Origin of the sequence: Streptomyces sp. 3N207, assembly GCF_052246355.1 — a bacterium.
Taxonomy (GTDB): Bacteria; Actinomycetota; Actinomycetes; order Streptomycetales; family Streptomycetaceae; genus Streptomyces.
Genome location: NZ_JBQQBV010000003.1, coordinates 167,238 through 192,172 on the forward strand (window position 1 = coordinate 167,238; position 24,935 = coordinate 192,172).

The following is a 24,935-nucleotide window of genomic DNA, read 5'->3' on the forward strand; positions in this document are numbered from 1 at the left end:
GGGCATGGCGAAAAACACAGCCTCCCCCCGGTGGGGTCCCACGTTGCGCAGCGGCCGGTCGTAGCGCTGCGCCGCCGCTGGTGGGAGCTTCGGCCGCGCTACTTGAGGCGGGCCAGCAGCGCGTGTTCCACCAGGGTGATCAGACCGCTCTTGGCCTCGGCCCGGTGGCGGGCGTCCGTGATGATGATCGGGGTGTCGGGGCCGATCTGGAGGGCTTCGCGGACTTCCTCCGGCGAGTAGGGCTGGTGGCCGTCGAAGCCGTTGAGGGCGATGACGAACGGCAGCCCGCTGTTCTCGAAGTAGTCCACCGCCGGGAAACAGTCCGCCAGCCGGCGGGTGTCCACCAGAACCACCGCACCGATGGCACCACGCACCAGGTCGTCCCACATGAACCAGAACCGGTCCTGACCCGGCGTACCGAACAGATACAGGATCAGATCGTCGTCGAGGGTGATACGGCCGAAGTCCATGGCCACCGTGGTGGTGGTCTTCCCCGTGGTGTGGCTCAGGTCGTCGATACCGGCCGAGGCGGAGGTCATCACGGCCTCGGTGCGCAGCGGGTTGATCTCCGAGACCGCACCGACGAAGGTCGTCTTGCCCACGCCGAATCCACCGGCCACCACGATCTTCGCGGAGGTGGTGGCCCGCCCGGCCGCAGGCGTCCCGTAGCCCTGCTGGCCGGCCTGTCCCATGGAACCCATCGGCCCCACCGGCTGGGCCGGCTGCCGCCCGGCGGGGTCCATCTGCGGGCTAGAGCTTACGAAGTCCACTGAGCACCCTTTCCAGCAGCGTCACGTCGGGGGCGCCGCCCGGGTCCGAGGCGCTGCCCGGCTGGTGGATGGCCACCATCCCGGCCTCGGCGAGGTCGGCGACGAGAATGCGGGCCACTCCCAGCGGGATGGCGAGCAGTGCGGAGATCTCCGCGACCGATTTGACCTCCCGGCACAGGTGGCAGATCCGCTGGTGCTCCGGCAGCAGCCCCTGCAGTTGCATCGGGTCCGCGTTGCTGCTCACCAGGGCCTCGATGGCGAGCTGGTAGCGCGGCCGGGTGCGGCCGCCCGTCATGGCGTACGGACGCACCAGTGGCTGGTCGCCCTCGACGCCGTACGGCGCATGGGAATTGTGCACACCGTACGGATCGTGTGAAGCGGGCGGCGGGGTCATGGCTCCTCCGAGCGAGGCATGGGGTCGGCGAACGGACTGTGGTGCTCAGGTGGGGGGAGCGTGATGATCAGTTGAGAATGCTTCCCTGGAGTTCCGCACGTACGTCGGGGGTGAGTACGCTTCCTGCACGGTCCACCAGGAGCGCCATCTCGTAGCCGACGAGGCCGATGTCCGCTTCCGGGTGGGCGAGAACGGCGAGCGAGGAGCCGTCGGAGATGGACATGATGAAGAGAAATCCTCTCTCCATTTCCACCACTGTCTGGTTGACCCCACCACCCTCGAAAATGCGGGAAGCGCCCGCCGTCAGCGAAGTGAGCCCCGACGCAACCGCTGCCAGTTGATCGGCGCGGTCGCGCGGGAATCCCTCCGACATGGCCAGAAGCAGGCCGTCGGCGGAGACCACCACCGTGTGTGACACCCCGGGGGTGTTCTCCACGAAGTTGGTGATCAACCAGTTCAGATTCTGCGCAGCCTGGCTCATCGGACTCAACTAACGCTCCTGCTGATAGGTGGGACCTGCGCCGCGGTTGTCCGTACCGGCCTGTCGGCCCTGCTGGATACCGCGGCGGAGATTGGTCAGCCGACCACGCACGTCATCGGGCGCGCGGGAGACCTGGGGACCGGACTGTGCGGAGGACTGCTGCTGCGCGGTGCCCGCGACCAGGTTGGCGCGGGGCACGCGGCGCGGCAGACCCGAGGTGGTCACGCCGCCGGCTGCGGGCTGGCGAAGCTGTTCGGCACGCCGCCAGCGCTCGTCGTTGGGTGAGGCTCCCCAGCCGGCGTCGGACGCGGCACCGCCCTGGCCCGTGCTGCCCGCGGTGCCCGGCGCCGCCTGACGCTGGGGCAGGGGCGGGACTGCCGAGGCCGGCTGCCCCGGGCGCGGAGCGGGTGCCTGGGCAGGCTGCCCCCCGGGACCGCTGCCGCCTGGGCCTGGGTCGGTGCTGGGTCCCGAACCGGCGCCGGTGCTCTCCGGGTCGGCGACGGGCGCCTGCTCCGCCGGGCCCGGATGCGGCTGCGCGGGCGACTGCGGGGCTGCCCCGCCCGGCTCCGGCTGGCCGGGGTCGCGGAACCAGTTGGACTCGATGGACGCGAAGATCGGCGTCGGAGCGTCCGCCGGGGCCGGCGGGACGGAGGGTATGCCCTCGGACGGGTCACCCGGCTGGGTACGGGAACCGTCCTGGCCCGGCAGCGCGGGGTCGGCGCCCGGGTATCCGGGGTGGGTGTACTCGCCGGTGCCTTCGGGCTCGTCGTGACCGCGCGGAGCGTCCTCGTCGCCGGGGCCCTGCTCGGGACGGGCCCAACTCGGGCGGTTCTCCCCGTCCGAGGGGCGGCCCGGTGCGGCGCCATCGAAGGAGGGACGGGCGAACTGGCCGGTGTCGCCGGGGCCGCCGCCCGCCTGCGGGCGGGCGAACTGCCCGGTGTTCCCGGGCCCGTCGGGGCTGCCGGACTGCGCGTACTCGCCGGTGTCAGCGGGGCCGTCCGGGGTGATGCGGGGAATCTCGCTGGTGCTGCCCGGACCCTCCGACGGCGAGCCCGGACGCGCGTACTCCCCCGTCTCCGAGGGGCCCGGACCGCCCGACTGCGGCAGCGCGAACTGCCCCGTACCGGAGGGGCCGCCCTGGGAACCGGGCTGTGCGAACTGCCCCGTATCGGCAGGGCCGCCCTGACCGATCTGCGGGAACTGGCCCGTACCGGCCGGGCCGTCCGGGGTGATGCGGGGAATCTCGCTCGTGCTGCCCGGACCCTCCGAGGGTGAACCGGGGTACGCGTACTCGCCCGTGGCGGACGAACCGCTCTGGGAACCGGGCTGCGCGAACTGCCCCGTATCGGCAGGGCTCCCCTGACCGATCTGCGGGAACTGGCCCGTGCTGCCGGGGCCCTCCTGCGGTCCGCCGGGACGGGTGTACTCGCCCGTGTCCGCGGGGCTGCCCGACTGGGGCAGGGCGAACTGGCCCGTGCCGGTGGAGGGCTGGGGGCGCGGGGTCGAGGGGGCACCGGGGAGTTGGGGCGTGGGGCCGCCCTGGTTGCGGTTGGGCGCCGGCGGGTTGGCGCCGTTACCGGGGCCGGGCGGGGCCTGGCCCGGGCGGGCCGGGTTGGGCGGGGCGCCGAAGAAGTTGACGGCGCTGCCGCCGGAGCCGGGCTGGGGGCGGCTGCCGTCGCGGGCGGGCAGCGCGGGCCGTGCGCCACCCGCGTCCTGGCTGCGGGCAGGCAGTGCGCCCATACGCGAGGACTCGCCCGCGCCGAGGCCGGCACCAGCGCCGGGGCCCTGGCCCGGCGCACCCGGTCCGCCGTTCTGCGGGCCGCGCTGCAGCGCAGCGGCGAGGTTGCCGCCCTTGCTGCCGCCCCGGGTCTGCGGGGGCGGCGGCCCGCCCTGGCCGCCGGGCGTGCCCACGCCGGGCCGGGCCTTCATTGCCTGGGCGCCCTGTGCGACGTCGACGGGCAGCATGACCAGCGCGGTCGTGCCACCGGAGTCGGAGGGGCGCAACTGGATGCGGATGCCGTGCCGCAGGGAGAGCCGGCCGACCACGAACAGGCCCATGCGGCGGGAGACGGAGACGTCCACCGTCGGCGGGTTGGCCAGCCGCTCGTTGATCGCGGACAGGTCCTCCGGGGACAGCCCGATGCCGGTGTCATGGATCTCGATGAGCACCCGCCCGTCGGGCAGGGCGTGACCGGTGACCTTGACCTTGGTCTGCGGGGAGGAGAACGAAGTGGCATTCTCCAGCAGCTCGGCGAGCAGGTGGACGAGGTCGTTGACGACGCGGCCCGCGACCTCGGTGGCCGGCACGGAGTTGAGCTCGATGCGTTCGTACTGCTCCACCTCGGAGGCGGCGGCGCGGAGCACGTCGACCAGCGGGACGGGGCGCGTCCAGCGGCGGCCGGGCTCCTCACCGGCGAGAACCAGCAGGTTCTCGCCGTTGCGGCGCATGCGGGTGGCGAGGTGGTCGAGCTTGAAGAGCGAGGAGAGCTGGTCCGGGTCGGCCTCGCGGGACTCCAGTTCCGAGATGAGCGAAAGCTGACGCTGGATCAGGCCCTGGCTGCGCCGCGAGAGGTTGGTGAACATCGCGTTGACGTTCCCTCGCAGCAGCGCCTGCTCACCGGCGAGGCGGACGGCCTCGCGGTGGACGTCGTCGAAGGCCGCGGCCACCTTGCCGATCTCGTCCCGGCTGTGGACACCGACGGACTCGACGGAGGTGTCCACGTCCTGCGGCTCGGCCTCGGACATCTGCTTGACCAGCTCGGGCAGCCGCTTGCGGGCGACTTCCTGCGCCGTGTCCTGGAGACGGCGCAGCGAGCGGACCATGGAGCGCGCCACGACGAACGCGCCGACCAGCGAGATACCAAGGACCAGCAGGATGAGCGCACCGCTGATCAGCGCCTCGCGCTGGGCTTCGGAGCGCAGCTCGCGCGCCTGCTGCTCCATCTTCTCCAGCAGCGTGCGCTCGATCTTCTCCATGCTGTCGATCTTGGACGCGTCCTGGTCCATCCAGTCGACGAAGGTGCGCTTCTGCTTCCTGATCGCGTCCGGGCTGTGCAGCATCCGCTCGCGGTAGTTGTCGGCCAGCTGGACGTTGACGTCGCCGCCGCTGATCGGCTTGAGGAGCGTGTTGGATGCCTTGTCCCCGTAGATCTGGCTGAAGCTGTCGAGCTCCGCGCCCTCACTGTCGGTGGCGGTCCGGGCGTAGAGCCGGTCGTTCTCGGAGAGCTTGGGGTTGGGCTCGTGGGCCAGGCCCGCGGAGATGATCGCGCGCTGCATGGAGGCGTACTCCTTGGCGCTGGAGAACGCGGCCAGCGCGCGGGTGCTGCGGATCATCTCCGAGTTGCTGGTCGCCTGCGCCATGTCCTGCGAGAGGGAGAGGAGCGACTCGATGAGCTGGTTGTAGGCGTTGACCGTCTGCGAGACGTTGTCGGGGTTCTCGTAGGCGCGCTCGCGGATCGTGTTGATCGCGCCGAGCTGACGGACGATGTCCAGGACGGTGGACTGGACGCCCGCCATCGTCTTGTCGCTGCCGTCGATGTCGCCGGTGGCCTTCTGGAAGGACTTGAAAGCCTGGTCGGTCCGCTCCCGGGGCGCGACGACGAGGTCGTCCTTCTCGTTGCCGGTGCTCACCAGCGGGCCGGCCGACTTGTCCCGCTCGTCCTGAAGCGCCGCTGCCAGGTTGGTGGCCTGCTCCGTCATCTCGGTCAGGCGCTTCATGTAGTCGAGCTGGTCGACGTTCTGCAGCGAGCCGGAGATCCGCATACCACCGAGCGTGGTAGCGGCGATCACGGGGAGAGCCAGGAGGGAGACGAGGCGCGTGCTGATGCGCCAGTTGCGCAGGGCTACGCGGGGCCCGAGATCGGGGCCCTCGGACGAGTCCTTGCCCTTGGCCGCGGCGTCACCCTTGCCGGACTTGCCCTGCTTGTTGCCCTTGCCGGTCTTGCCGGACTTGCCCTTTCCGGCGCCGTTCCCGGTGCTCACCTGCTTGCCCGAGGGCGTGCCCTGCTCACCACCCGCGGGCCCGTCGTCCTGGGCACGCTGGGGCTGGGAACCGCGGTCGGCCGAGCCTTGCGCCTCCGGGGCTCCCTCAGCGCTGCCATCCCTCTTGAAACGTCCCTGCACTAGCGTCGCAACCTCTGGACCAGGCGTCCCCCCGCTCGCGACGGCGGGACGGTATCGAGTCGTGGGGGTCCAAGGCCCCCATGGCGGTCGTGATGACCGGCGCGTCCCCTCATCACCGTCGCGCGGCGCCGCTCGCGTGCGCCGACGCGCTCCGGTCTGTTTCGTCCTGCGGCGGTCCGTGGAATTCCAGCACAGTGCCGGATCTCCAACAAGGGCTGTGGATAACCCTTGAGTGTCGGTAACCGAGCGCACGCGGACGCTTACTCAGAGTGGAAAGAGCAAAGCGGAATGCCGGATTTTTACTGATCGGACACCCCGGTACGGACAGCTGCGCACCACGTCCAAGTACCCGACAGAGCGCACGTATTGCCCCTCTTCGCCCGCCGTGTCCGATTACGCTGCCGGATTCAACGATTACTTATGTCTGTTTTGGTAACGGGCTCGTGAGCAAACTCACATGCCAGTCGTTGCCTAGATCACGTTGCTGCGGGGAATAGCGCGCCTACTCTCGGCATTTACATAGCACATTGAAATGACAAGCCGAGCGAGGTAAGGGCACCAGTGAACTCCACGCTGACCATGCGGAACATAGCCAATCCGCAGCGCACCACCCTGGCACATCTGACGGACGCCGACGAGCTCACAACCGCAACGGTTGCCGCTCATGAGGCGGCGGAGATGGAAGGCACCCTGCCGGAGCGGACGGCCAACCCCCGCCGGACCGTACTGGTGGACGCCCCGGCGAGCTGAGTTCTCGCCCTTCGCGCCCTGCTCTCCCGAGGCTTCTCACCCTCGGCCTGCTCTCCCGAAGGACAACGGCTCTCCGAGCTGGAGGACAGCGGAAGCACAACAGCGATCCGAAGCACAGCAGCTTTTCGAAGCACAGCAGCTCTCAGTGGCGCAGCGGCGCGAAACACAGAGGCGCGTGCGGAACCCTGCCCCAGGGTTCCGCACGCGCCTCTTCCGTCTCTCCTGCCTCCAGCCGTCCCTGACCCGGCCGTTGGGTCTCAGCCCTGCCAGCTGTGCGGGGCGCGGAAGCCGTGCTGGCGCTCCAGCCGGCGCCACCCCGCCTTGGTCGGGCGCCCACGGCGCGCGGAGGTCCGGGAGTGCCCGGCGCGGGTGGAGGCGGCGGCGCGGGCGAGGAGCAGCGCGGTGACCGCGGCCAGCTCCTCCGCGTTCGCCTGGCCCTTCTCCACGCGCACCACGCTGTTCGCCTCGGCGCTCAGCGGGGCCGTACTGCCGGGCTCCTCAGGGGTCTCGTTCATCTGTGCTCCCATCACTGCGGGGGGTTGCCGTGCTTGCGCGACGGCAGGTCGGCGTGCTTGCTGCGCAGCATCGCGAGGGACCGGATGAGGACCTCACGGGTCTCGACCGGGTCGATGACGTCGTCCACCAGGCCGCGCTCGGCGGCGTAGTAGGGGTGCATCAGTTCGGCCTTGTACTCCTTGACCATGCGGACGCGCATGGCCTCGGGGTCGTCGGCCGCCGCGATCTGCTTGCGGAAGATGACGTTGGCGGCGCCCTCGGCGCCCATCACCGCGATCTCGTTGGTGGGCCAGGCAAAGGTCAGGTCGGCGCCGATGGACTGGCTGTCCATGACGATGTACGCGCCGCCGTACGCCTTGCGCAGGACGACGGAGATCCGCGGCACGGTGGCGTTGCAGTAGGCGTACAGCAGCTTGGCGCCGTGCCGGATGATGCCGCCGTGCTCCTGGTCGACGCCGGGGAGGAAGCCCGGCACGTCCAGCAGGGTGAGGATCGGGATGTTGAAGGCGTCACACATCTGCACGAAGCGTGCCGCCTTCTCGCTGGCCTCGATGTCCAGCACTCCGGCGAGCGACTGCGGCTGGTTGGCGACGATGCCGACGACCTCGCCGTCCATCCGCGCCAGCGCGCAGATGATGTTGGTCGCCCAGCGCTCGTGCACCTCGAGGAAGTCACCGTCGTCGACAAGCTCCTCGATGACCTTGCGCATGTCGTACGGCCGGTTGCCGTCGGCGGGCACCAGGTCCAGCAGCGCCTCACCGCGCCGGTCGGCAGGGTCGGCGGTGGGTTCGGCGGGCGGGTTCTCGCGGTTGTTCTGCGGCAGCAGGGAGAGGAGGTAGCGGACCTCCTCCAGGCAGGTCTCCTCGTCGTCGTAGGCGAAGTGCGCCACGCCGGAGGTCGCCGCGTGCACATCGGCGCCGCCCAGGCCGTCCTGGCTCACCTCGGCACCGGTCACCGCCTGCACCACGTCGGGCCCGGTGATGAACATCTGCGAGGTGTCGCGGACCATGAAGACGAAGTCGGTCAGCGCCGGGCTGTAGGCAGCGCCGCCGGCGCAGGGGCCGAGCATCACGCTGATCTGCGGGATGACACCGGACGCCTTGGTGTTCCGCTGGAAGATGCCGCCGTAACCGGCCAGCGCCGCGACACCTTCCTGAATACGGGCGCCCGCGCCGTCGTTGAGGGAGACCAGCGGCGCACCCGCCGCGATCGCCTTGTCCATCAGCTTATGGATCTTGGTGGCGTGGGCCTCGCCCAGTGCTCCGCCGAAGATCCGGAAGTCGTGCGCGTAGACGAAGACCGTCCGGCCGTGCACGGTGCCCCAGCCGGTGATCACACCGTCGGTGTACGGCTTCTTCTCCTCCAGTCCGAAGCCGGTGGCGCGGTGCCGGCGCAGCGGCTCGATCTCGCGGAAGCTGCCCTCGTCCAGGAGCAGGTCGATGCGCTCCCGCGCTGTCAGCTTGCCCTTGGCGTGCTGTGCCTCGGTCGCCCGCTCGCTGGGGCCCTGGTACGCCTGTGCACGGATCGCGTGCAGCTCGGCGACGCGCCCACGGGTGTCCTGCGCCGGTACGGAGCCGGGTGAGCCGGGCGACTCGGGCTCGGCCTGGTCGGCCTGCTCGGTCTGGGACGACGGCTGGGACAGATCGGTCATGTATAGACCCTACGAAACTGCAGCGCCGATCACCGTCGTCAGATTCGTACAGTCTCCGCGGCCGATTCATGGCAGCGCTGGACAGAACCATGGGTGGCCGGGGCCGGCCGAGGGGGAACCCTCTCATTGCACAGCGGAGGGGGCTGTGGGATTTCCACAGCCCCCTCCCGTTGAGGCTCTGCGTACGGCGGGCGCCGGTCTGCCCACCGTAGGGGTGCCTTGCCTGGTGGCGCGCCGTTCAAGGCTGTCGCACAGCAGCCGGACTCTCCACATCGTGCCCCGGCGCCTCCTCCGGGCCCGGTCCGGAAGGTGCCCCCACGGCGGCGAAGAGCGCGGTCCGTTCGTTCGCCGTCACAAGGAGGAAAGCGACAGCCGTCACCGCGGACGCGAGCAGGAAGCTGAGGTCGAAGCCGCCCAGACGGGGGACGAGGGGGCCGGTGTAGAGGGGGGTGTCGACGGCCAGCAGCCCGACGCAGGAGCCGATGGCCCAGGCCACCGTGGCGCGGAGGTTCCAGCCGGCGGTGTACCAGTAACGGCCCCCGATCGAGCGGCGGTTGAGGACCTGAAGCGCCTCCGCGTCGTAGACGCCCCGGCAGCGCGCGTGCCCGATCAGCACGATCGCGGCCCAGGGGGCGCCCACGGCGGTCAGCAGCAGCACGAAGGACGTCATCGCGTCCTGCGCGTCCCACACGAAGTGGCCGAGGTAGACGAGCGCTGTCGCGAGGGCCGCCACGGTGTAGGTGGCCTTGGTCCGGGTGGTACGCGGAACGATGGCGTCCAGGTCGAGCCCCATCGAGTAGAGCATCAGCCCCGCGTTGCCGATCGAGCCGAACGAGGCGGCCAGCAGCAGCGGCACCAGGAACCAGAACGGCGCCTGCTCGACCAGCGGCCCCGCGTAATCCGTGGCGGCGTCGACGGCGACCGCGGTGAAGGTGCCGAAGAGCTGGGGGATCAGCAGTCCGGCGACCAGCCCGGCACAGGTGGTGAGGTAGACGCGGCGGGAGGAGTGCCGGGCGGGCGACATGTAGCGGGTGTAGTCGCCCAGCAGGGTGATGAAGGCGATCGGTCCGCTGAGCCCGGCCGCCACCACGGACAGCAGCCAAGTCGTCCAGAAGTCGCCGAGCAGGTACTCGGTCCCGGCGGGTGCCTGGGTGGTGAAGTGCGGCGCGTACGCGAACAGGCCGACGATCAGCAGCGCGGTCATGCCGATGGCGAGGATCCGGCTCAGCCGGAGCAGCAGCTTGTAGCCGTACACGGCGCACACGGCGGTGCACACCGCGAGCACGGCGTAGACGAGTGCGTACCCCGCGGCCGAGTCGGGCATCCCGAAGAGCCGGGAGAGCGAGCCGACCATCGCATCCCCGCCGACCCACAGGGTGAGCGCGGTGTAGCCGAGCGAGAGCAGCAGCCCGATCACCGAGCCCAGCAGTCTGCCGCGGACGCCGAACTGGGCGCCGCTGCTGGTCGAGAGGTTGGTCGCGGTACGCAGCGAGACCAGCGCGAGCGGGGCGACCAGCGCCGTGCCGATCAGGGTGCCCACCAGGAGTGAGGAGACGGCGGGCCAGAAGCCCAGCCCGAAGGAGACCGGCAGCCAGCCGAAGATGACGACGCCGAGTGCCAGGTTCGATCCGATGAGAAAGCTGACGATGTCGCGCGGGCGGCCCGTGCGCTCCGCCTCGGGTATCACATCGACGCCGTGCTGCTCGATCTGCATGGTGCTCCCTGTCGGGGTGGGGTCGGCATTTATTTGAGCAGCGCTCAATCTGAGGCATCAGTAGCAGCAGGGTCAATGGTGCGATGCAAAGACTTGACTATTTGAGCGTTGCTCTAAATGCTGGCCGGGCATACAGCAATACACAACGGGACACATACATCGCTACCGGAAGGTGGAAGACGTGCGGCTGGGTCCGACCGAGCGGGACCGCCTGCTGATCTTCGGCACGGCCGAGCTGGCGCGAGCCAGACGGGCCAGAGGGCTGCGGCTCAACGTGCCGGAGGCCACGGCGCTCATCGCCGACACCGTCTGTGAGGCGGCCCGCGACGGGCTCCGGCTCGCCGAGGCGATCGAGGCGGGACGCGCGGTGCTGGGCCCCGATGACGTACTGCCCGGCGTGGCCGAGGTGCTGACCGAGATCCAGGTGGAGGCCGTCTTCGACGACGGCTCCCGGCTCGCGGTGATCCCCTCCCCCGTCCGGACGGCCGGCGCACCCGAGCAGGCTCCCGGCGCCGTGCTGCCGGCCGCGCCCGGGGACGGCACGGACCAGGCGTACGCGCCGCAGCCGCCCGCGCTGTCGCTGACCGTCCGCAACACCGCCGAGGTACCGGTCAGCGTCACCTCGCACTTCCATTTCTTCGAGGCCAACCCCCGGCTGGACTTCGACCGGGCCGCCGCCTACGGGATGCGGCCGGCCGTACCCGCCGGCTCCTCGGTGCGCTTCGATCCCGGCGGCACCGCCGAGGTGGGTCTCGTCCCGCTGGGCGGCGACCGGGTGGCCATCGGCTTCGCCGGTCTGGTGGACGGTCCCCTGGACGCGCCCGGAGCCCGCGCGGAGGCGCTACGACGTGCTGCGGCCTGCGGATATCTGGGCGCCGAGCCCACCGTCAGCGACCAGGAGGGTCAGTCATGAGCGTGGACGCACGCGAGTACGCGGCCGTACACGGACCGCGTGCCGGTGACCGGGTGCGGCTGGGCGACACCGGGCTCGTCGTCCGCGTCGAGTCCGACTCCCAGCAGCCGGGGAACGAGTTCCTGGCCGGGTTCGGCAAGACGGCCCGCGACGGGCTGCATCTGAAGGCGGCAGCCGTCCGCGAGACCTGCGATGTGGTGATCAGCAATGTGCTGGTCATCGACGCCGTGCAGGGCATCCGCAAGGTGTCCGTCGGTATCCGCGAGGGCCGGATCCACGCGATCGGCCGGGCCGGCAACCCCGACACCGTCGACGGCGTAGACGTCGTCGTGGGCACCGGCACCTCGATCGTCTCCGGCGAGGGGCTGATCGCCACCGCGGGCGCCGTGGACACCCATGTCCATCTGCTGTCCCCGCGCATCATGGAGGCGTCGCTCTCCTCCGGAGTCACCACCATCATCGGCCAGGAGTTCGGGCCCGTGTGGGGCGTGGGCGTCAACTCGCCCTGGGCGCTGGGGCACGCGTTCTCCGCGTTCGACGCCTGGCCGGTCAACATCGGCTTCCTGGGCCGCGGTTCCTCCTCGCACCCCGCCCCGCTGGTGGAGGCCCTCGCCGAGGGCGGCGCCTGCGGCTTCAAGGTGCACGAGGACATGGGCGCTCACCACCGTGCGCTGGACACCGCTCTGCGGGTGGCCGAGGAGTACGACGTACAGGTCGCGCTGCACAGCGACGGGCTGAACGAGGCGCTGGCCGTGGAGGACACCCTCGCGGTGCTGGAGGGCCGCACCATCCATGCCTTCCATATCGAGGGCTGCGGCGGCGGCCACGTACCCAATGTGCTGCGGATGGCGGGCGTACCCAATGTCATCGGCTCCTCGACCAACCCCACGCTGCCGTTCGGCCGGGACGCCGTCGCCGAGCACTACGGGATGATCGTCTCGGTGCACGACCTCAAGACGGACCTGCCCGGGGACGCGGCCATGGCCCGCGACCGGATCCGCGCGGGCACCATGGGCGCCGAGGACGTACTGCACGACCTGGGCGCCATCGGCATCACCTCCTCCGACGCGCAGGGCATGGGCCGCGCGGGCGAGACGGTGCGGCGTACGTTCCAGATGGCGGCCAAGCTCAAGGCGGAGCGGGGCGAGCTGGAGGACGCGGCGCAGCTCCCGAACGCCGGCGCGGACGACAACGCGCGTGTGCTGCGCTACATCGCCAAGCTCACCCTCAACCCGGCCCTCGCACACGGGCTCTCGCACGAGATCGGCTCGCTGGAGCCGGGCAAGCTGGCCGACATCGTGCTGTGGCACCCCGCCTACTTCGGCGCCAAGCCGCAGCTGGTCCTCAAGTCCGGTTTCCCCGCCTGGGGCGTCACCGGCGACCCGAACGCCGCGACCGACACCAGCGAACCCCTGGTGCTGGGCCCGCTGTTCGGCGCCCATGGCGGGGCGCCCGCCGAACTGTCCGTCGCCTTCGTGTCGCAGGCCGCCGTGGAGCGGGGCGGCGACACGCTGCCGACGCGGCGCCGCCGGGTGGCCGTCCGCGGCACCCGCGGAATCGGTCCGGCCGACCTGGTGCACAACGCGCGGCTGGGCACCGTGGAGGTCGACCAGCGCACCGGTCTGGTGACGCTGGACGGCGAGCCACTGCGCTCCGACCCGGCCGAGAGCGTCTCGCTCAACCGCCTCTACTTCCTCTGACATCCCCGAACACCCCGAACACCCAAGGAATCGCCCTCCCATGAGCAACCGCACGCCCGACGCCGCCCCGCACATGCCGCCCGAGTGGGCACCGCACGAGCGCACCTGGATGGCGTGGCCCGGCTCCAACCCGACGTTCGAGGACGCGGAGGTGCTGGCCGAGGCGCGTACCGCATGGGCGTCGGTGGCCCGCGCCGTACGCCGTTTCGAGCCGGTGACCGTGGTGGCCGGTCCGGACGACGTACTGGAGGCGCGCAGGGCGCTCGGCCCCGAGATCGAGGTGATCGGGCAGCCGCTGGACGATGCGTGGATGCGCGACATCGGCCCCACCTTCGTCACCGAGGGCGGCCGACTGGCCGCGGTGGACTGGACGTTCAACGGCTGGGGCGCCCAGCCCTGGGCGCGCTGGGAGCAGGACAAGCTGATCGGCGCGTATGTCGCCGGACAGGCGGGGGCTCCCGTGCACTCCTCGCGGCTGGTCAACGAGGGCGGCGGCATCCATGTCGACGGCGAGGGCACGGTGCTGCTCACCGAAACCGTGCAGCTGGGCCGGGAGCGCAACCCCGGCTGGACGCACGAGGAGGTCGAGGCCGAGATCCACGCGCGGCTCGGCACCCGCAAGGCCATCTGGCTGCCGCGCGGACTGACCGCCGACTACGGCACGTACGGCACCCGCGGCCATGTCGACCTGGTGGCCGCGTTCGCAGCGCCCGGCGTGGTCGTCGCGCACACCCAGCCCGATCCCGTGCACCCCGACCACGACCTGTGCAAGGAGACGGTGAAGCTGCTGCGCGCAGCCACCGACGCGCGGGGCAGGCAGCTGGAGGTGGTCGAGCTGCCCGCACCGACGGTGACGAACACCGCGGACGGCGAACCGGTCGACTACTCCTACGTCAACCACTATCTGTGCAACGGCGGCGTGGTGCTGTGCGGCTTCGCCGACCCGCGCGACGAACACGCCGCGGGCATCTTCCGCCGCCTCTTCCCCCGCCGCACGGTCACGCTCGTGGACGCGCGTACGGTGTTCGCGGCCGGCGGCGGCATCCACTGCATCACGCAGCAGCAGCCCCGGGTTTGAACAGCCCCGGCTAGGCTGAACGGTCGGCGGCCGTAGGGCGCACGGGTTTCGGAAGGACAGCGGTGGTCACAGAGGCTGAGGACAAGCGCCAGGGGAGTCGTCGGCGCGCGGCGCAGCCCAGGGAGCGGCTGCTGGCCACCGCCATGGAGATGATCGCCGACCGCGGCCTGGACCGGCTGACGATGGCCGCGCTCGGCCGCGAGGTCGGCATGAGCAGCGGCCATCTCGTCTACTACTTCAAGACCAAGGACGAGCTGCTGCTGCAGACCCTCCAGTGGAGCGAGGAGCAGCTGGGCGCCGAGCGGCGCGCCGCGCTGGCCCGCCGGATACCGGCCCGCGAGCGGCTGGACGCGCTGGTGGAGCTCTATCTGCCGGTCGGCCACCGGGACCCGCACTGGGCGCTGTGGCTGGAGGTGTGGAACCGCTCGCAGTCTGGCGACGACGAGGTGCGCGCCCGCCAGCTCGAACTGGAGCTGAGCTGGCACCGGGACCTGGTGGCGCTGCTGGTGGAGGGCATGACCCGGGGCGAGTTCGCGGCGGTCGACGCCGACCGGTTCGCCACCCGCACCCGCGCCCTCCTCGACGGCTTCGGCACCCACCTGGTGGTGGGGCTGCCCGGGGTCGACAGGGAACTGGTCCTGGGCCACGTCCGCGACCACTTCGACGAGTCCCTCACGCCGGGCAGCGACTAGCCGCGCCCCCGTCAGGGGCGCGGGGAACTGCGCGATCGGCCACGGCGAAACCCGCAGCCTGCGGACGGCAGCCAGGGGCACCCCCTCACCAGCAGCGACGGCCCCCTAATCGTGCGCCTCGACCCCGGCGCGCAGCAGCCCGTAGGTGTAGCCGTCGTCCAGGGCCTGCCAGGAGGCGGCGATGACGTTGTCCCCGACGCCGACCGTGGTCCACTCCCCGCTGCCGTCGCTCATCGACAGCAGCACCCGCGTGGTGGACGAGGTGCCGTGTGCGCCCTCCAGGATGCGGACCTTGTAGTCCACCAGGTTCAGCTTCGCCAGCTCGGGGTGGATGCGCTCCAGTCCGGCCCGCAGCGCCCGGTCCAGCGCATCGACGGGGCCGTTGCCCTCGCCGGTGACGACGATGCGCTCGCCCTTGGCCCACAGCTTGACCGTCGCCTCGTTGACCTGCATCCCGTCGGGCCGCTGCTCGACGATGGCGCGCCAGGACTCCGCGCGGAAGAACCGGGGCGCGGTCCCTGCCGCTCCGCCGTGCACCTCGTCGCGGAGCAGCAGCTCGAAGGAGGCGTCAGCGGCCTCGTACGTGTAGCCCTTGAGCTCCTGCTCCTTGACGCGCTCCACGACCCGGCCGACCAGTTCGCGGTCGCCGCTCAGGTCGTAGCCCAGCTCCTTGCCCTTGAGCTCGACGGAGGCACGTCCTGCCATGTCGGAGACCAGCATCCGCATGGTGTTGCCGACGAGTTCGGGGTCGATGTGCTGGTAGAGGTCCGGGTCGATCTTGATCGCGGAGGCGTGCAGCCCGCCCTTGTGGGCGAACGCCGAGGTGCCGACGTAGGGCTGGTGGGTGGAGGGGGTCAGATTGACGACCTCGGCGATGGCGTGCGAGATCCGGGTCGTCTCGGCCAGCGCACCCTCGGGCAATACGTGCTTGCCGTACTTGAGCTCCAGCGCGGCGACGACGGGGAAGAGGTTGGCGTTGCCGACGCGCTCGCCGTAGCCGTTGGCGGTGCACTGCACATGGGTGGCGCCACCGTCCACGGCGGCCAGCGTGTTGGCGACGGCGCAGCCGGTGTCGTCCTGCGCGTGGATACCGAGCCGGGCGCCGGTGTCGGCGGCGACGGTACGGACGACGGCCTGGATCTGCGCGGGGATCATGCCGCCGTTGGTGTCGCAGAGCACCACCACGTCGGCGCCTGCCTCGTGCGCGGTGCGGACGACCTGCTTGGCGTAGTCGGGATTGGCCTGGTAGCCGTCGAAGAAGTGCTCGCAGTCGACGAAGACGCGGCGGCCGTGCTCCCGCAGGTGGCCGACCGTCTCGGAGATCATCGACAGGTTCTCCTCCAGCGTGGTGCGCAGGGCCAGCTCCACATGGCGGTCGTGCGCCTTGGCGACGAGCGTGACAACCGGTGCCTTGGAGTCGAGCAGCGCCTTGACCTGCGGGTCGATCTGCGCGGGGACACCTGCCCTGCGGGTGGAGCCGAACGCGACGAGCTGGGCGTGCTGGAAGTCGATCTCTTTCGGGGCGCGGGCGAAGAACTCGGTGTCACGCGGGTTGGCGCCGGGCCAGCCGCCCTCGATGAAGCCGACACCGTACTCGTCCAGGTGCCGGGCAATGGTCAGCTTGTCGGCAACGGTCAGGTTGATGCCCTCGCGCTGTGCTCCGTCACGCAGGGTGGTGTCGAAGACATGAAAACTGTCGTCGGGGGTCATGGCTGATGGCTCCTGCTGGGTTCAGTGGTTGCGGAAGGAAGCGCTCCACTTGCCCCCATCATCCCTCGCGCCTCCGTTTTCGGGCCGGGTGGGCCGGAAAACGAAAAAACCCCTCGCGGGTGCGAGAGGTCTGCGCGCGGGTCTGGGGCACGGTGTCCGCTGCCGTACGGGATTTTCCACGGCAGTCGGTCACTGCGGACCGGCGCGCCTGCTGCCAATAATCATGACGAACGAGGGCACGGAGGGAGTCTTGCACACAACAACCCCCGTGCCCCCTCCTGTCTCACGATGCGAAAACGCCCCGTTCAGGCGGTCCTGCGGGGCGGGACCTCACACCTCGTGCAGCCCCTGCTTGCCGACCTCGGTGACGAAGGACGCGGCGGTGCCGACCGGCGCCCCGGGCTTGGTGACAACGGCGACCGTACGGAAGTCCGCGCGGCCCTGCTGCTTGTCGAGCCGCACGGTCACATAGCCGCGATGGCCGTTGTAGAACTTCAGATGCGGGTTGGCGCTCGTATAGCTGTTCCAGTTAGCGACCCTGTCCACGCCGTCCTTGCCGCTGCTGATGGAGGTGGCCACGATCTCGGTGCCCATGGTGCGGGACTTCTGATCGCCGAAGTCACGCTTGATGTCGTACGCGTACGCCCGGTGCACGTCCCCGGTGAGCACCATCAGGTTCTCGATCCCGGCGGCCTCGGCACCTGCCAGCAGCCGCTCGCGGGCGGCCGGTGCCCCGTCCCAGGCGTCCATGCTGAGCTTGTAGGCGTCGCTGCTGTCGCTGCGCCGCTCGGAGAAGGTGACCTGCTGCGGAACGAGGTTCCAGACGGCATCCGAGGACCGCCACCCGTCGAGCAGCCAGCGCTCCTGCGCCGCGCCGGTCATGGTGCGCGAGGGATCGGTGGACTCGGGGCCCGGCTGTTGCCAGCCGTCGCCGTACGCCTGGTCGGAGCGGTACTGGCGGGTGTCGAGGATGTCGAACTGGGCGAGCTTGCCGAACTTCACCCTGCGGTAGAGCTGCATATCGGGGCCCTTGGGCCGCTGGGGCTTGCGCAGCGGCAGGTTTTCCCAGTACGCGCGGTAGGCGGCGGCCCTGCGCACCAGGAACTCCTGGGAGGAGCCGCCGTTCTCGGGGATGTCGTCCGCGTAGTTGTTCTCCGTCTCGTGGTCGTCCCAGGTGACGAGGAACGGGTGTGCGGCGTGTGCGGCCATCAGGTCGGGGTCCGACTTGTAGAGCGCGTACCGCAGCCGGTAGTCCTCCAGCGAGACCATCTCCTTGTTGAAGACGGCCGGCAGCTGGCGGTCGGTGTAGGCGCGGGCCCCGCCCTGCGCGTTGACTGCGTACTCGTACAGATAGTCGCCGAGGTGGAAGACCAGGTCCACGTCCTCCTCTGCGACGTGGCGGTGCGCCGTGAAGTAGCCGTCGTGGTACGCCTGGCAGGAGACGGCGGCCAGCCGCAGCTCGTTGAGGTCGGCACCGAACGCGGGTGCTGTACGGGTGCGGCCCACCGGACTGAGCCACTTGCCGGCGCGGAAGCGGTAGTAGTACACGCGGTCGGCGTCCAGGCCCCCGGCCTCCACATGCACCGCGTGGTTCAGCTCGGGGTGCGCGGTGGAGCTGCCCCGGCGCACGATGCGGCTGAAGCGGTTGTCGTGGGCGATCTCCCACTCGACGGTGATCCGCTCCTTCGGCAGCCCTCCGCCGGACTCGTACGGCTTGGGTGCGAGCCGGGTCCACAGCACGACGGAGTCGGGCAGCGGGTCACCGGAGGCGACGCCCAGCGTGAACGGATCGGCGCGGACGGCCGTTCGTGCGTCCGCCTCGGCAGCCTGGGCGCTGCCCGGGAGGTTGGTGGTGAAGGCGAGCACCGCTGCGGCGCCCGTGACGGTCAGCAAGCGGCGGCGGCCCCATGCCGCCGCCGCTTGTCTGAGCTCCTGCTGACTCTCCTGATCCTGCTGGCTCGTCTCATGACGCGGCATTGTGGATGTCGGCCCTCCCGGGAGGCAGTCGATGACACCGTCATGACAGCGCTGCCGAAAGGCCCTTCAACTACGGAAGCCCGACCGCTACATGTCAGGTACATGTACGTCGATTCGGTTCCGGTCTTACCGTGATACGCCCCACGATGTCCGTGAGGGCGTACCCGCTCAGGAGCCGAGCGTGTGCATCCAGCCGTGCTTGTCCTCCGCCTGGCCGGTCTGGATCGCCAGCAGCGCCTCCCGGAGCTTCATGGTGATCTCCCCCGCGCCGCCGTCGCCGACCCTCCACTCACCGCGCGCCGACTTCACCTCGCCGACCGGCGTGATCACGGCGGCCGTCCCGCAGGCGAAGACCTCGCTGATCGAACCGTCGGCATTGCCGGCCCGCCACTCGTCGGTGGTGATCCGCGTCTCGCCCGTCTCGTACCCCATGTCGGCGGCTATCCGCAGCAGCGATTCACGGGTGATACCCGGCAGCAGCGTGCCGGTCAGCTCCGGGGTGACGATCCGCGCGTCGGCGCCGGTGCCGTGGACGAAGTAGAGGTTCATGCCGCCCATCTCCTCGATGTAGCGGCGCTCCACGGCGTCCAGCCAGACGACCTGGTCACAGCCCTGCTCGGCGGCCTGGGCCTGGGCGACGAGCGAGGCGGCGTAGTTCCCCGCGCACTTGGCCTCACCGGTCCCGCCCGGGGCCGCGCGCACATACTCCTCGGACAGCCACACCGAGACCGGCTTGACGCCGCCGGGGAAGTACGAGGCCGCCGGGGACGCGATCACCATGAACGTGTACTGGTTCGCCGGCCGGACCCCCAGCCCCACCTCGGTGGCGAACATGAACGGCCGCACGTACAGCGACGCCTCGCCCTCGCTGGGCACCCACGCCTTGTCCTGTGTGACCAGCAGGTCGCACGCCTCGATGAACGTCTCCACCGGCAGCTGGGGCATCGCCAGCCGCTGGGCGCTGCGCTGGAAGCGGCGGGCGTTGGCGTCGGGCCGGAAGACCTTCACCGAGCCGTCGGGCTGCCGGTACGCCTTCAGCCCCTCGAAGATCGACTGCGCGTAGTGCAGCGTCATGTTCGCCGGGTCCAGCTGGAGCGGTGCATACGGCTGCAGCTGCGCGTCGTGCCAGCCGCGGCCCTCGGTCCACTGGATGGTGACCATGTGATCGGTGAAGTACCGCCCAAAACCGGGATCCGCCAGTACCGCTTCGCGCTCGGCGGCACCGAGGGGTTGAGCGGCGGGCTTCAGGTCGAATGCGATACGGGGCGTCGTCATGTCCGCGGTCCTTAGCTCTTTCGGGGCCACCACGCTCAGGGCGGCACCCCCCGATTATCGCGCGCAGGTCAACCGTCTCCGGACGCGGGTGTGAGCACCCCTTCCCGCCATTGCAGCGAGAAGGGGTGTGCGCAGCGAGTAACGAAGGCGCGGCGAGAAGGGCTCAGCCGGCTACGCGGCTCGCCAGGGCGTCGCCGATCTCGTCGGTGCTCCGCACCGATCCGGCGCCCCGCTCGGCGAGATCCGTGGTGACGGCCTCGTCGATGCGGGCGGCCTCTGCCTCGTAGCCGAGGTGCCGCAGCAGCAGGGCGACGGACAGCACGGTGGCCGTCGGGTCGGCCTTGCCGGTGCCCGCGATGTCGGGCGCCGAGCCGTGCACGGGCTCGAACATCGACGGGAACTCCCGCGTGGGGTTGATGTTCCCGGAGGCGGCGAGCCCGATCCCGCCGCTGACCGCGGCGGCCAGGTCGGTGATGATGTCGCCGAAGAGGTTGTCGGTGACGATCACGTCGAACCGCGCGGGGTCGGACACCAGGAAGATGGTGGCCGCGTCCACGTGCAGATAGTCGGTGGTCACCTCGGGGTACTCGCGCCCGACCCGGTCGAAGGTGTCCTTCCACAGGTGTCCCGCGTGCACCAGCACATTGTTCTTGTGCACCAGCGTCAGCTTCTTGCGCGGCCGCGCCTGCGCCCGCGCGTACGCGTCGCGTACGACCCGCTCCACACCGAACGCGGTGTTGACGCTCACCTCGTTGGCGACTTCCTGCGGGGTGCCCTTGCGGATGGTGCCGCCGTTGCCGACGTACGGCCCCTCGGTGCCCTCGCGGACGACGACGAAGTCGATCTCCGGGCGGCCCGCCAGCGGCGACTCGACGTTCGGGAAGAGCGTGGAGGGGCGCAGATTGACGAAGTGGTCGAAGGCGAAGCGGAGCTTCAGCAGCAGGCCGCGCTCCAGCACTCCGGACGGGACGCCCGGGTCGCCGATGGCACCGAGCAGAATTGCGTCGTGCGCCTTGAGCCGCTCCAGCTCGTCGTCGTTGAGCGTCTCGCCCGTGGCGTGCCAGCGTTTGGCGCCGAGATCGTACTCGTGCGTCTCCAGCTTGACGTCCTGCGGAAGGACTGCGGTGAGGACCTTGAGGCCCTGGGCGACGACCTCCGGGCCGATTCCGTCACCGGGAATCACTGCCAGGTCGATGGTGCGATCCGTGCTGGATGCCGTTCCTGAAGACATACGGCAGACACTACGCCCCGTCCCAGGCTGTGACATAAAGCTGTCCGTATGACGGACGACGCATGCCGTTCACGGCGTGTATCCGCCGGTGTCTTCCGCCAGTTGGCGCCCGTTGAGACCTTGGTGTCCATGGCCGCGAACGATCTGCCCGACCTCGGGATCCCCGCCCGGCTCGCCGCGCGTATGAGCATGGCCGAGCAACACGCCTATCTGCGCGAAAAGCTGACCCGCAGAGCCGGCACGGCCGCCCGGACCGGCGGCCCCACCCGGCGTGGCGTACTGCGCGGCGGCGGGCTGATGGCGGCGGGCGCAGCCGGTGCTGCGGGGCTGGTCGTCGGCTCGGACGCCGCGCTCGACCAGGGCCCGGGCAGCGCCGACGGTGGCGCCGGCCCCACACCGGCGCTGTCCCGCGCCGCGGTGGACGGCAAGCTCGTCGCCCCGTTCGGCCGCCATCTGGCCTTCGGCGCTGATCCGAAGACCCAGATGCGGGTCTCCTGGCAGGTCCCGTTCGCCGTCCGGCACCCGTATCTGCGGATCGGGCTCAAACCGTGGGAGCTCGACCGGAAGCTGGCCGCGGAGGTCCGCCCGCTGCACACCCCGTCGCTCGGCCGCCGGCTGCCAGCCGTCGAGCAGCTCTATCTGCACGTCGGTCTGGACGGGCTGCGGCCCGGTACGACGTACTACTACGGCGTCGGCCATGACGGCTTCGACCCGACCTCGGCCGAACGCCTGGGCTCCGTAGGGTCGTTCACCACCGCGCCCGCCGGCGGCGGGCAGCCGTTCGTCTTCACCGCCTTCGGCGACCAGGGCGTCGGCCCGGACGCACTCGCCAACGACCAGTTGCTGCTCGGCCAGAACCCGGCCTTCCATCTGCATGCGGGCGACATCTGCTACGCCGACGACACCGGGCACGGCAAGAAGTCCGACACCTACGACGCCCGCGTATGGGACCAGTTCCTCGCCCAGACCGAGCCGGTCGCCTCCCGTGTGCCGTGGATGGTGACCACCGGCAACCACGACATGGAAGCCTGGTACTCCCCCGACGGCTACGGCGGCCAGGCCGCCCGCTGGTCACTCCCCGACAACGGCCCGGACCCGGGCAAAGCACCCGGCGTCTACGCCTTCGAGTACGGGAACGTCGGGGTGATCGCCCTCGACGCCAACGACGTCTCCTACGAGATCCCGGCCAACCGCGGCTACACCGACGGGGCGCAGACGCGATGGCTGGAGCGGACGTTGAAGCGGATGCGCGCCGCACGGAGCATCGACTTCGTCGTCGTCTTCTTCCATCACTGCGCGTACTCGACCGCCACGCACGGCTCGGACGGCGGGGTACGGGACGAGTGGGTGGCGCTGTTCGAGCAGCATCACGTCGATCTCGTGATCAACGGGCACAACCATGTGTACGAGCGCACGGACCCGGTGCGGGGCGGTTCGCCCACGCGGGCGGTGCGGGTGGGGGACGCGACCGATCCCGAACGGGACGGCACGGTGTACGTCACCGCCGGGGGCGGCGGGAGGGAGCTGTACGACTTCTCGGCGCCGGACAGCTATGCGGGGCACATCGACGAGAGGGACAGCGTGCCCGGCGTTCGCTGGACCAAGGACCGGACCTCGGAGCGGAGCCGGGTGGACTGGTCCCGGATCCGCTACACGGGCTTCTCGTTCCTGGCGGTGGAGTCCCGGTCCGGGCACCGGCCCTCGCTCTCGGTGACAGCTCTGGCCCGGTCCGGCCACCGTATCGACCACTTCGTGGTGCAGCCCCGCCGCTGAGGGCGGGGCCTCAGCGGTCAGCGGCGGTCGAAGGCGCGCTGCAGGGCTTCGGCCGCCTTGCGGCGGTCCTCCTCACGGAGGCGGGCCGCAGCGCGGGAGCGGCGGACGCGAGAGGCGGGGACATGGGTGGCTGTGGGCGTGGCCATAGGAATACAACTCCTTCTGCACGGCGCAGGGCGCAACGGACGCGAGACGCAAGAAGAGAGGAGGAAGCTGCCGGACAGCCAACGGCGCGGGGACAACCGGTGCGGCAGGGATCACCTGCCTCAGACGCACGGGCGTCGCATCCACGAAACGCTCGGTCGAGCGAGACGATCGGCTTCCTACAAAGATAGAAGCCGACGGCCGTGATGTCTCGCCAAATAGTTGGGCTTCCTACTATCTGAGACGAGACCCACATCGGAGCCGTACACAAGGACGGGCCCGGCCCCCTCCGCACGGGGGGCGGAGAAGGGGGCCGGGCCCTCATCGCACAGGGACCACGGGGAGATCAGCCCATGTGCGGGTACCTGTAGTCGGTCGGCGCGACCTGGGTCTCCTTGATCGCACGCGGCGAGGACCAGCGGATCAGGTTGAACTTCGAGCCGGCCTTGTCGTTGGTGCCCGAGGCCCGCGCGCCGCCGAACGGCTGCTGGCCGACGATCGAACCGGTGGGCCGGTCGTTCAGGTAGAAGTTGCCGGCGGCGAACCGCAGCTTCTCCGAGGCCGAGGCCAGCACCGCACGGTCCTTGGCGAGGACGGCGCCGGTCAGCGCATACGCCGAGGCCGACTCCATCTGCTCCAGCATCGCGTCCCAGTTCTCGTCCTCGTAGACGTGGACCGCGATGATCGGGCCGAAGTACTCGGTCTTGAAGACCTCGTTCTCCGGGTCGGAGCAGACGATGACGGTCGGCGAGACGAAGTAGCCGACGCTGTCGTCGTACGTACCGCCCACCAGGATCTCGCAGGACGGGTCGGCCTTGGCGCGGTCGATGGCGGCCTTGTTCTTGGCGAAGGCACGGTCGTCGATCACGGCGCCGATGAAGTTGGACAGATCGGTGACATCGCCCATGGCCAGCCCTTGGACATCGGTGGCCAGCGCCTCCTTGAAGCCGCCCTCCCAGATGGAGCGGGGCAGGTAGGCGCGGGAGGCGGCCGAGCACTTCTGGCCCTGGTACTCGAAGGCGCCGCGGGTGATGGCGGTCTTGAGCACGGCCTGGTCCGCCGTGGAGTGGGCGACGATGAAGTCCTTGCCGCCGGTCTCACCGACGATGCGCGGGTAGGACTTGTAGGTGGAGATGTTCTCGCCGACGCTCTTCCACAGGTGCTGGAAGGTGGCGGTCGAGCCGGTGAAGTGGATGCCGGCCAGGTCCGGGTGCGGAATGGCGACCTCGGAGACCTCCTTGCCGTCACCGGTCACCAGGTTGATCACGCCCTTGGGCAGCCCGGCCTCCTCCAGCAGCTCCATGAGCAGCACGGCGGAGTGCGTCTGGGTGGGAGACGGCTTCCAGACGACCACATTGCCCATCAGGGCCGGCGCTGTGGGCAGGTTGCCGGCGATGGCGGTGAAGTTGAACGGCGTGATCGCGTAGACGAAGCCCTCCAGCGGGCGGTGGTCCATGCGGTTCCAGACCCCGTTCGGCTGGATCAGCGGCTGCTCGGTCATCAGCTCACGGGCGAAGTGCACGTTGAAGCGCCAGAAGTCGATCAGCTCGCAGGGCGCGTCGATCTCGGCCTGCTGGGCCGTCTTGGACTGGCCGAGCATGGTGGAGGCGGCAATCGTCTCCCGCCAGGGGCCGGACAGCAGCTCGGCGGCCTTGAGAATGATCGCGGCGCGGTCGTCGAAGGAGAGCGCACGCCAGGCCGGGGCCGCGGCGAGCGCCGCGTCGATGGCGTCCTGCGCGTCCTGCCGGGTGGCGTTCGCGTAGGTGCCCAGGACCTTCTGGTGGTTGTGCGGCTGCACGACGTCGACGCGCTCGCCGCCGCCCATGCGCTTGACGCCGTTGATGGTCATCGGCAGCTCACGGGGGTTGTCGGCCAGCTCCTTGAGCTTGGCCTCCAGTCGCGCACGCTCGGCGCTGCCGGGTGCGTAGGTGTGCACCGGCTCGTTGTACGGCGCGGGGACCTGGGTCACAGCGTCCACAGTTGCTCCTTGTGTCGTGGGTCGGGCGGTCTGTCTGGGCCGGCGTCTCAGCTACGGGTGACGGGC

Annotated in this window: 19 protein-coding genes; 6 read left to right on the forward strand and 13 right to left on the reverse strand. The window is 70.3% G+C overall.

The annotated features are described in order from the left end of the window. Positions 1–98 precede the first annotated feature (98 nt). The 4 genes from ACTWP9_RS06280 to ACTWP9_RS06295 form a co-directional block, all read right to left on the reverse strand. Positions 99–692 (reverse strand): GTP-binding protein, encoded by a 594-nt coding sequence (locus ACTWP9_RS06280; protein ID WP_443244969.1) that lies wholly within the window; start codon positions 690–692, stop codon positions 99–101. Between the two features lie 58 nt (positions 693–750). Next, entirely contained in the window at positions 751–1,164 is a 414-nt protein-coding gene (locus ACTWP9_RS06285) for a DUF742 domain-containing protein (RefSeq protein ID WP_443244970.1), read from the reverse strand. 67 nt (positions 1,165–1,231) lie between these two features. Continuing rightward, a complete protein-coding gene (locus ACTWP9_RS06290; RefSeq protein WP_443244971.1) occupies positions 1,232–1,645 on the reverse strand; it encodes a roadblock/LC7 domain-containing protein in 414 nt (137 codons plus the stop codon). Between the two features lie 9 nt (positions 1,646–1,654). Beyond that, the gene (locus ACTWP9_RS06295) at positions 1,655–5,767 is read right to left on the reverse strand and encodes a nitrate- and nitrite sensing domain-containing protein (protein WP_443244972.1); all 4,113 of its coding nucleotides are present in this window, start codon (positions 5,765–5,767) and stop codon (positions 1,655–1,657) included. Between the two features lie 561 nt (positions 5,768–6,328). On the opposite strand from ACTWP9_RS06295, the gene ACTWP9_RS06300 reads away from it, so the two are divergent. Then, positions 6,329–6,517 carry a hypothetical protein gene (locus ACTWP9_RS06300; RefSeq protein ID WP_443244973.1) on the forward strand — a complete coding sequence of 63 codons (189 nt, stop codon included), beginning with the start codon at positions 6,329–6,331 and terminating at the stop codon, positions 6,515–6,517. Positions 6,518–6,774: 257 nt separating this feature from the next. Here ACTWP9_RS06300 and ACTWP9_RS06305 read toward each other — a convergent pair whose 3' ends face one another. From ACTWP9_RS06305 to ACTWP9_RS06315, 3 genes are all read right to left on the reverse strand, one after another. Further along, the gene (locus tag ACTWP9_RS06305; protein ID WP_443244974.1) at positions 6,775–7,032 is read right to left on the reverse strand and encodes an acyl-CoA carboxylase epsilon subunit; all 258 of its coding nucleotides are present in this window, start codon (positions 7,030–7,032) and stop codon (positions 6,775–6,777) included. Between the two features lie 11 nt (positions 7,033–7,043). Further along, a complete protein-coding gene (locus ACTWP9_RS06310) occupies positions 7,044–8,684 on the reverse strand; it encodes an acyl-CoA carboxylase subunit beta (RefSeq protein WP_443244975.1) in 1,641 nt (546 codons plus the stop codon). 238 nt (positions 8,685–8,922) lie between these two features. Further along, the gene (locus tag ACTWP9_RS06315) at positions 8,923–10,398 is read right to left on the reverse strand and encodes a cytosine permease (protein WP_443244976.1); all 1,476 of its coding nucleotides are present in this window, start codon (positions 10,396–10,398) and stop codon (positions 8,923–8,925) included. 181 nt (positions 10,399–10,579) lie between these two features. Here ACTWP9_RS06315 and ureA point away from each other — a divergent pair, with 181 nt between their 5' ends. The 4 genes from ureA (at position 10,580) to ACTWP9_RS06335 (ending at position 14,781) form a co-directional block, all read left to right on the forward strand. Further along, the gene (gene ureA / locus ACTWP9_RS06320; RefSeq protein ID WP_443244977.1) at positions 10,580–11,311 is read left to right on the forward strand and encodes an urease subunit gamma; all 732 of its coding nucleotides are present in this window, start codon (positions 10,580–10,582) and stop codon (positions 11,309–11,311) included. After that, positions 11,308–13,011, forward strand: a complete 1,704-nt coding sequence (locus ACTWP9_RS06325; protein ID WP_443244978.1) for an urease subunit alpha — start codon at positions 11,308–11,310, stop codon at positions 13,009–13,011. The genes ureA and ACTWP9_RS06325 overlap by 4 nt, the downstream gene beginning before the upstream one ends. Before the next feature lie 40 nt (positions 13,012–13,051). After that, a complete protein-coding gene (locus tag ACTWP9_RS06330; protein ID WP_443244979.1) occupies positions 13,052–14,089 on the forward strand; it encodes an agmatine deiminase family protein in 1,038 nt (345 codons plus the stop codon). Positions 14,090–14,151: 62 nt separating this feature from the next. Then, positions 14,152–14,781 (forward strand): TetR/AcrR family transcriptional regulator, encoded by a 630-nt coding sequence (locus ACTWP9_RS06335; RefSeq protein ID WP_443244980.1) that lies wholly within the window; start codon positions 14,152–14,154, stop codon positions 14,779–14,781. 105 nt (positions 14,782–14,886) lie between these two features. Here ACTWP9_RS06335 and cimA read toward each other — a convergent pair whose 3' ends face one another. The 4 genes from cimA to ACTWP9_RS06355 form a co-directional block, all read right to left on the reverse strand. Next, entirely contained in the window at positions 14,887–16,491 is a 1,605-nt protein-coding gene (cimA, locus tag ACTWP9_RS06340) for a citramalate synthase (protein ID WP_443244981.1), read from the reverse strand. 330 nt (positions 16,492–16,821) lie between these two features. Then, on the reverse strand, positions 16,822–18,468 hold the full coding sequence (locus ACTWP9_RS06345; protein ID WP_443244982.1) for an alkaline phosphatase D family protein: 1,647 nt from the start codon (positions 18,466–18,468) through the stop codon (positions 16,822–16,824). A 168-nt stretch (positions 18,469–18,636) separates the two neighbouring features. Further along, entirely contained in the window at positions 18,637–19,743 is a 1,107-nt protein-coding gene (locus tag ACTWP9_RS06350; RefSeq protein WP_443244983.1) for a branched-chain amino acid aminotransferase, read from the reverse strand. Positions 19,744–19,906: 163 nt separating this feature from the next. Further along, positions 19,907–20,974, reverse strand: a complete 1,068-nt coding sequence (locus ACTWP9_RS06355) for a 3-isopropylmalate dehydrogenase (protein ID WP_443244984.1) — start codon at positions 20,972–20,974, stop codon at positions 19,907–19,909. 129 nt (positions 20,975–21,103) lie between these two features. Here ACTWP9_RS06355 and ACTWP9_RS06360 point away from each other — a divergent pair, with 129 nt between their 5' ends. Continuing rightward, positions 21,104–22,747 carry a purple acid phosphatase family protein gene (locus tag ACTWP9_RS06360; RefSeq protein WP_443244985.1) on the forward strand — a complete coding sequence of 548 codons (1,644 nt, stop codon included), beginning with the start codon at positions 21,104–21,106 and terminating at the stop codon, positions 22,745–22,747. Between the two features lie 17 nt (positions 22,748–22,764). Here ACTWP9_RS06360 and ACTWP9_RS06365 read toward each other — a convergent pair whose 3' ends face one another. Continuing rightward, the gene (locus ACTWP9_RS06365) at positions 22,765–22,893 is read right to left on the reverse strand and encodes a hypothetical protein (protein ID WP_019355765.1); all 129 of its coding nucleotides are present in this window, start codon (positions 22,891–22,893) and stop codon (positions 22,765–22,767) included. Positions 22,894–23,237: 344 nt separating this feature from the next. Further along, positions 23,238–24,869, reverse strand: a complete 1,632-nt coding sequence (gene pruA, locus ACTWP9_RS06370) for an L-glutamate gamma-semialdehyde dehydrogenase (RefSeq protein ID WP_443244986.1) — start codon at positions 24,867–24,869, stop codon at positions 23,238–23,240. Positions 24,870–24,935: the final 66 nt, after the last annotated feature.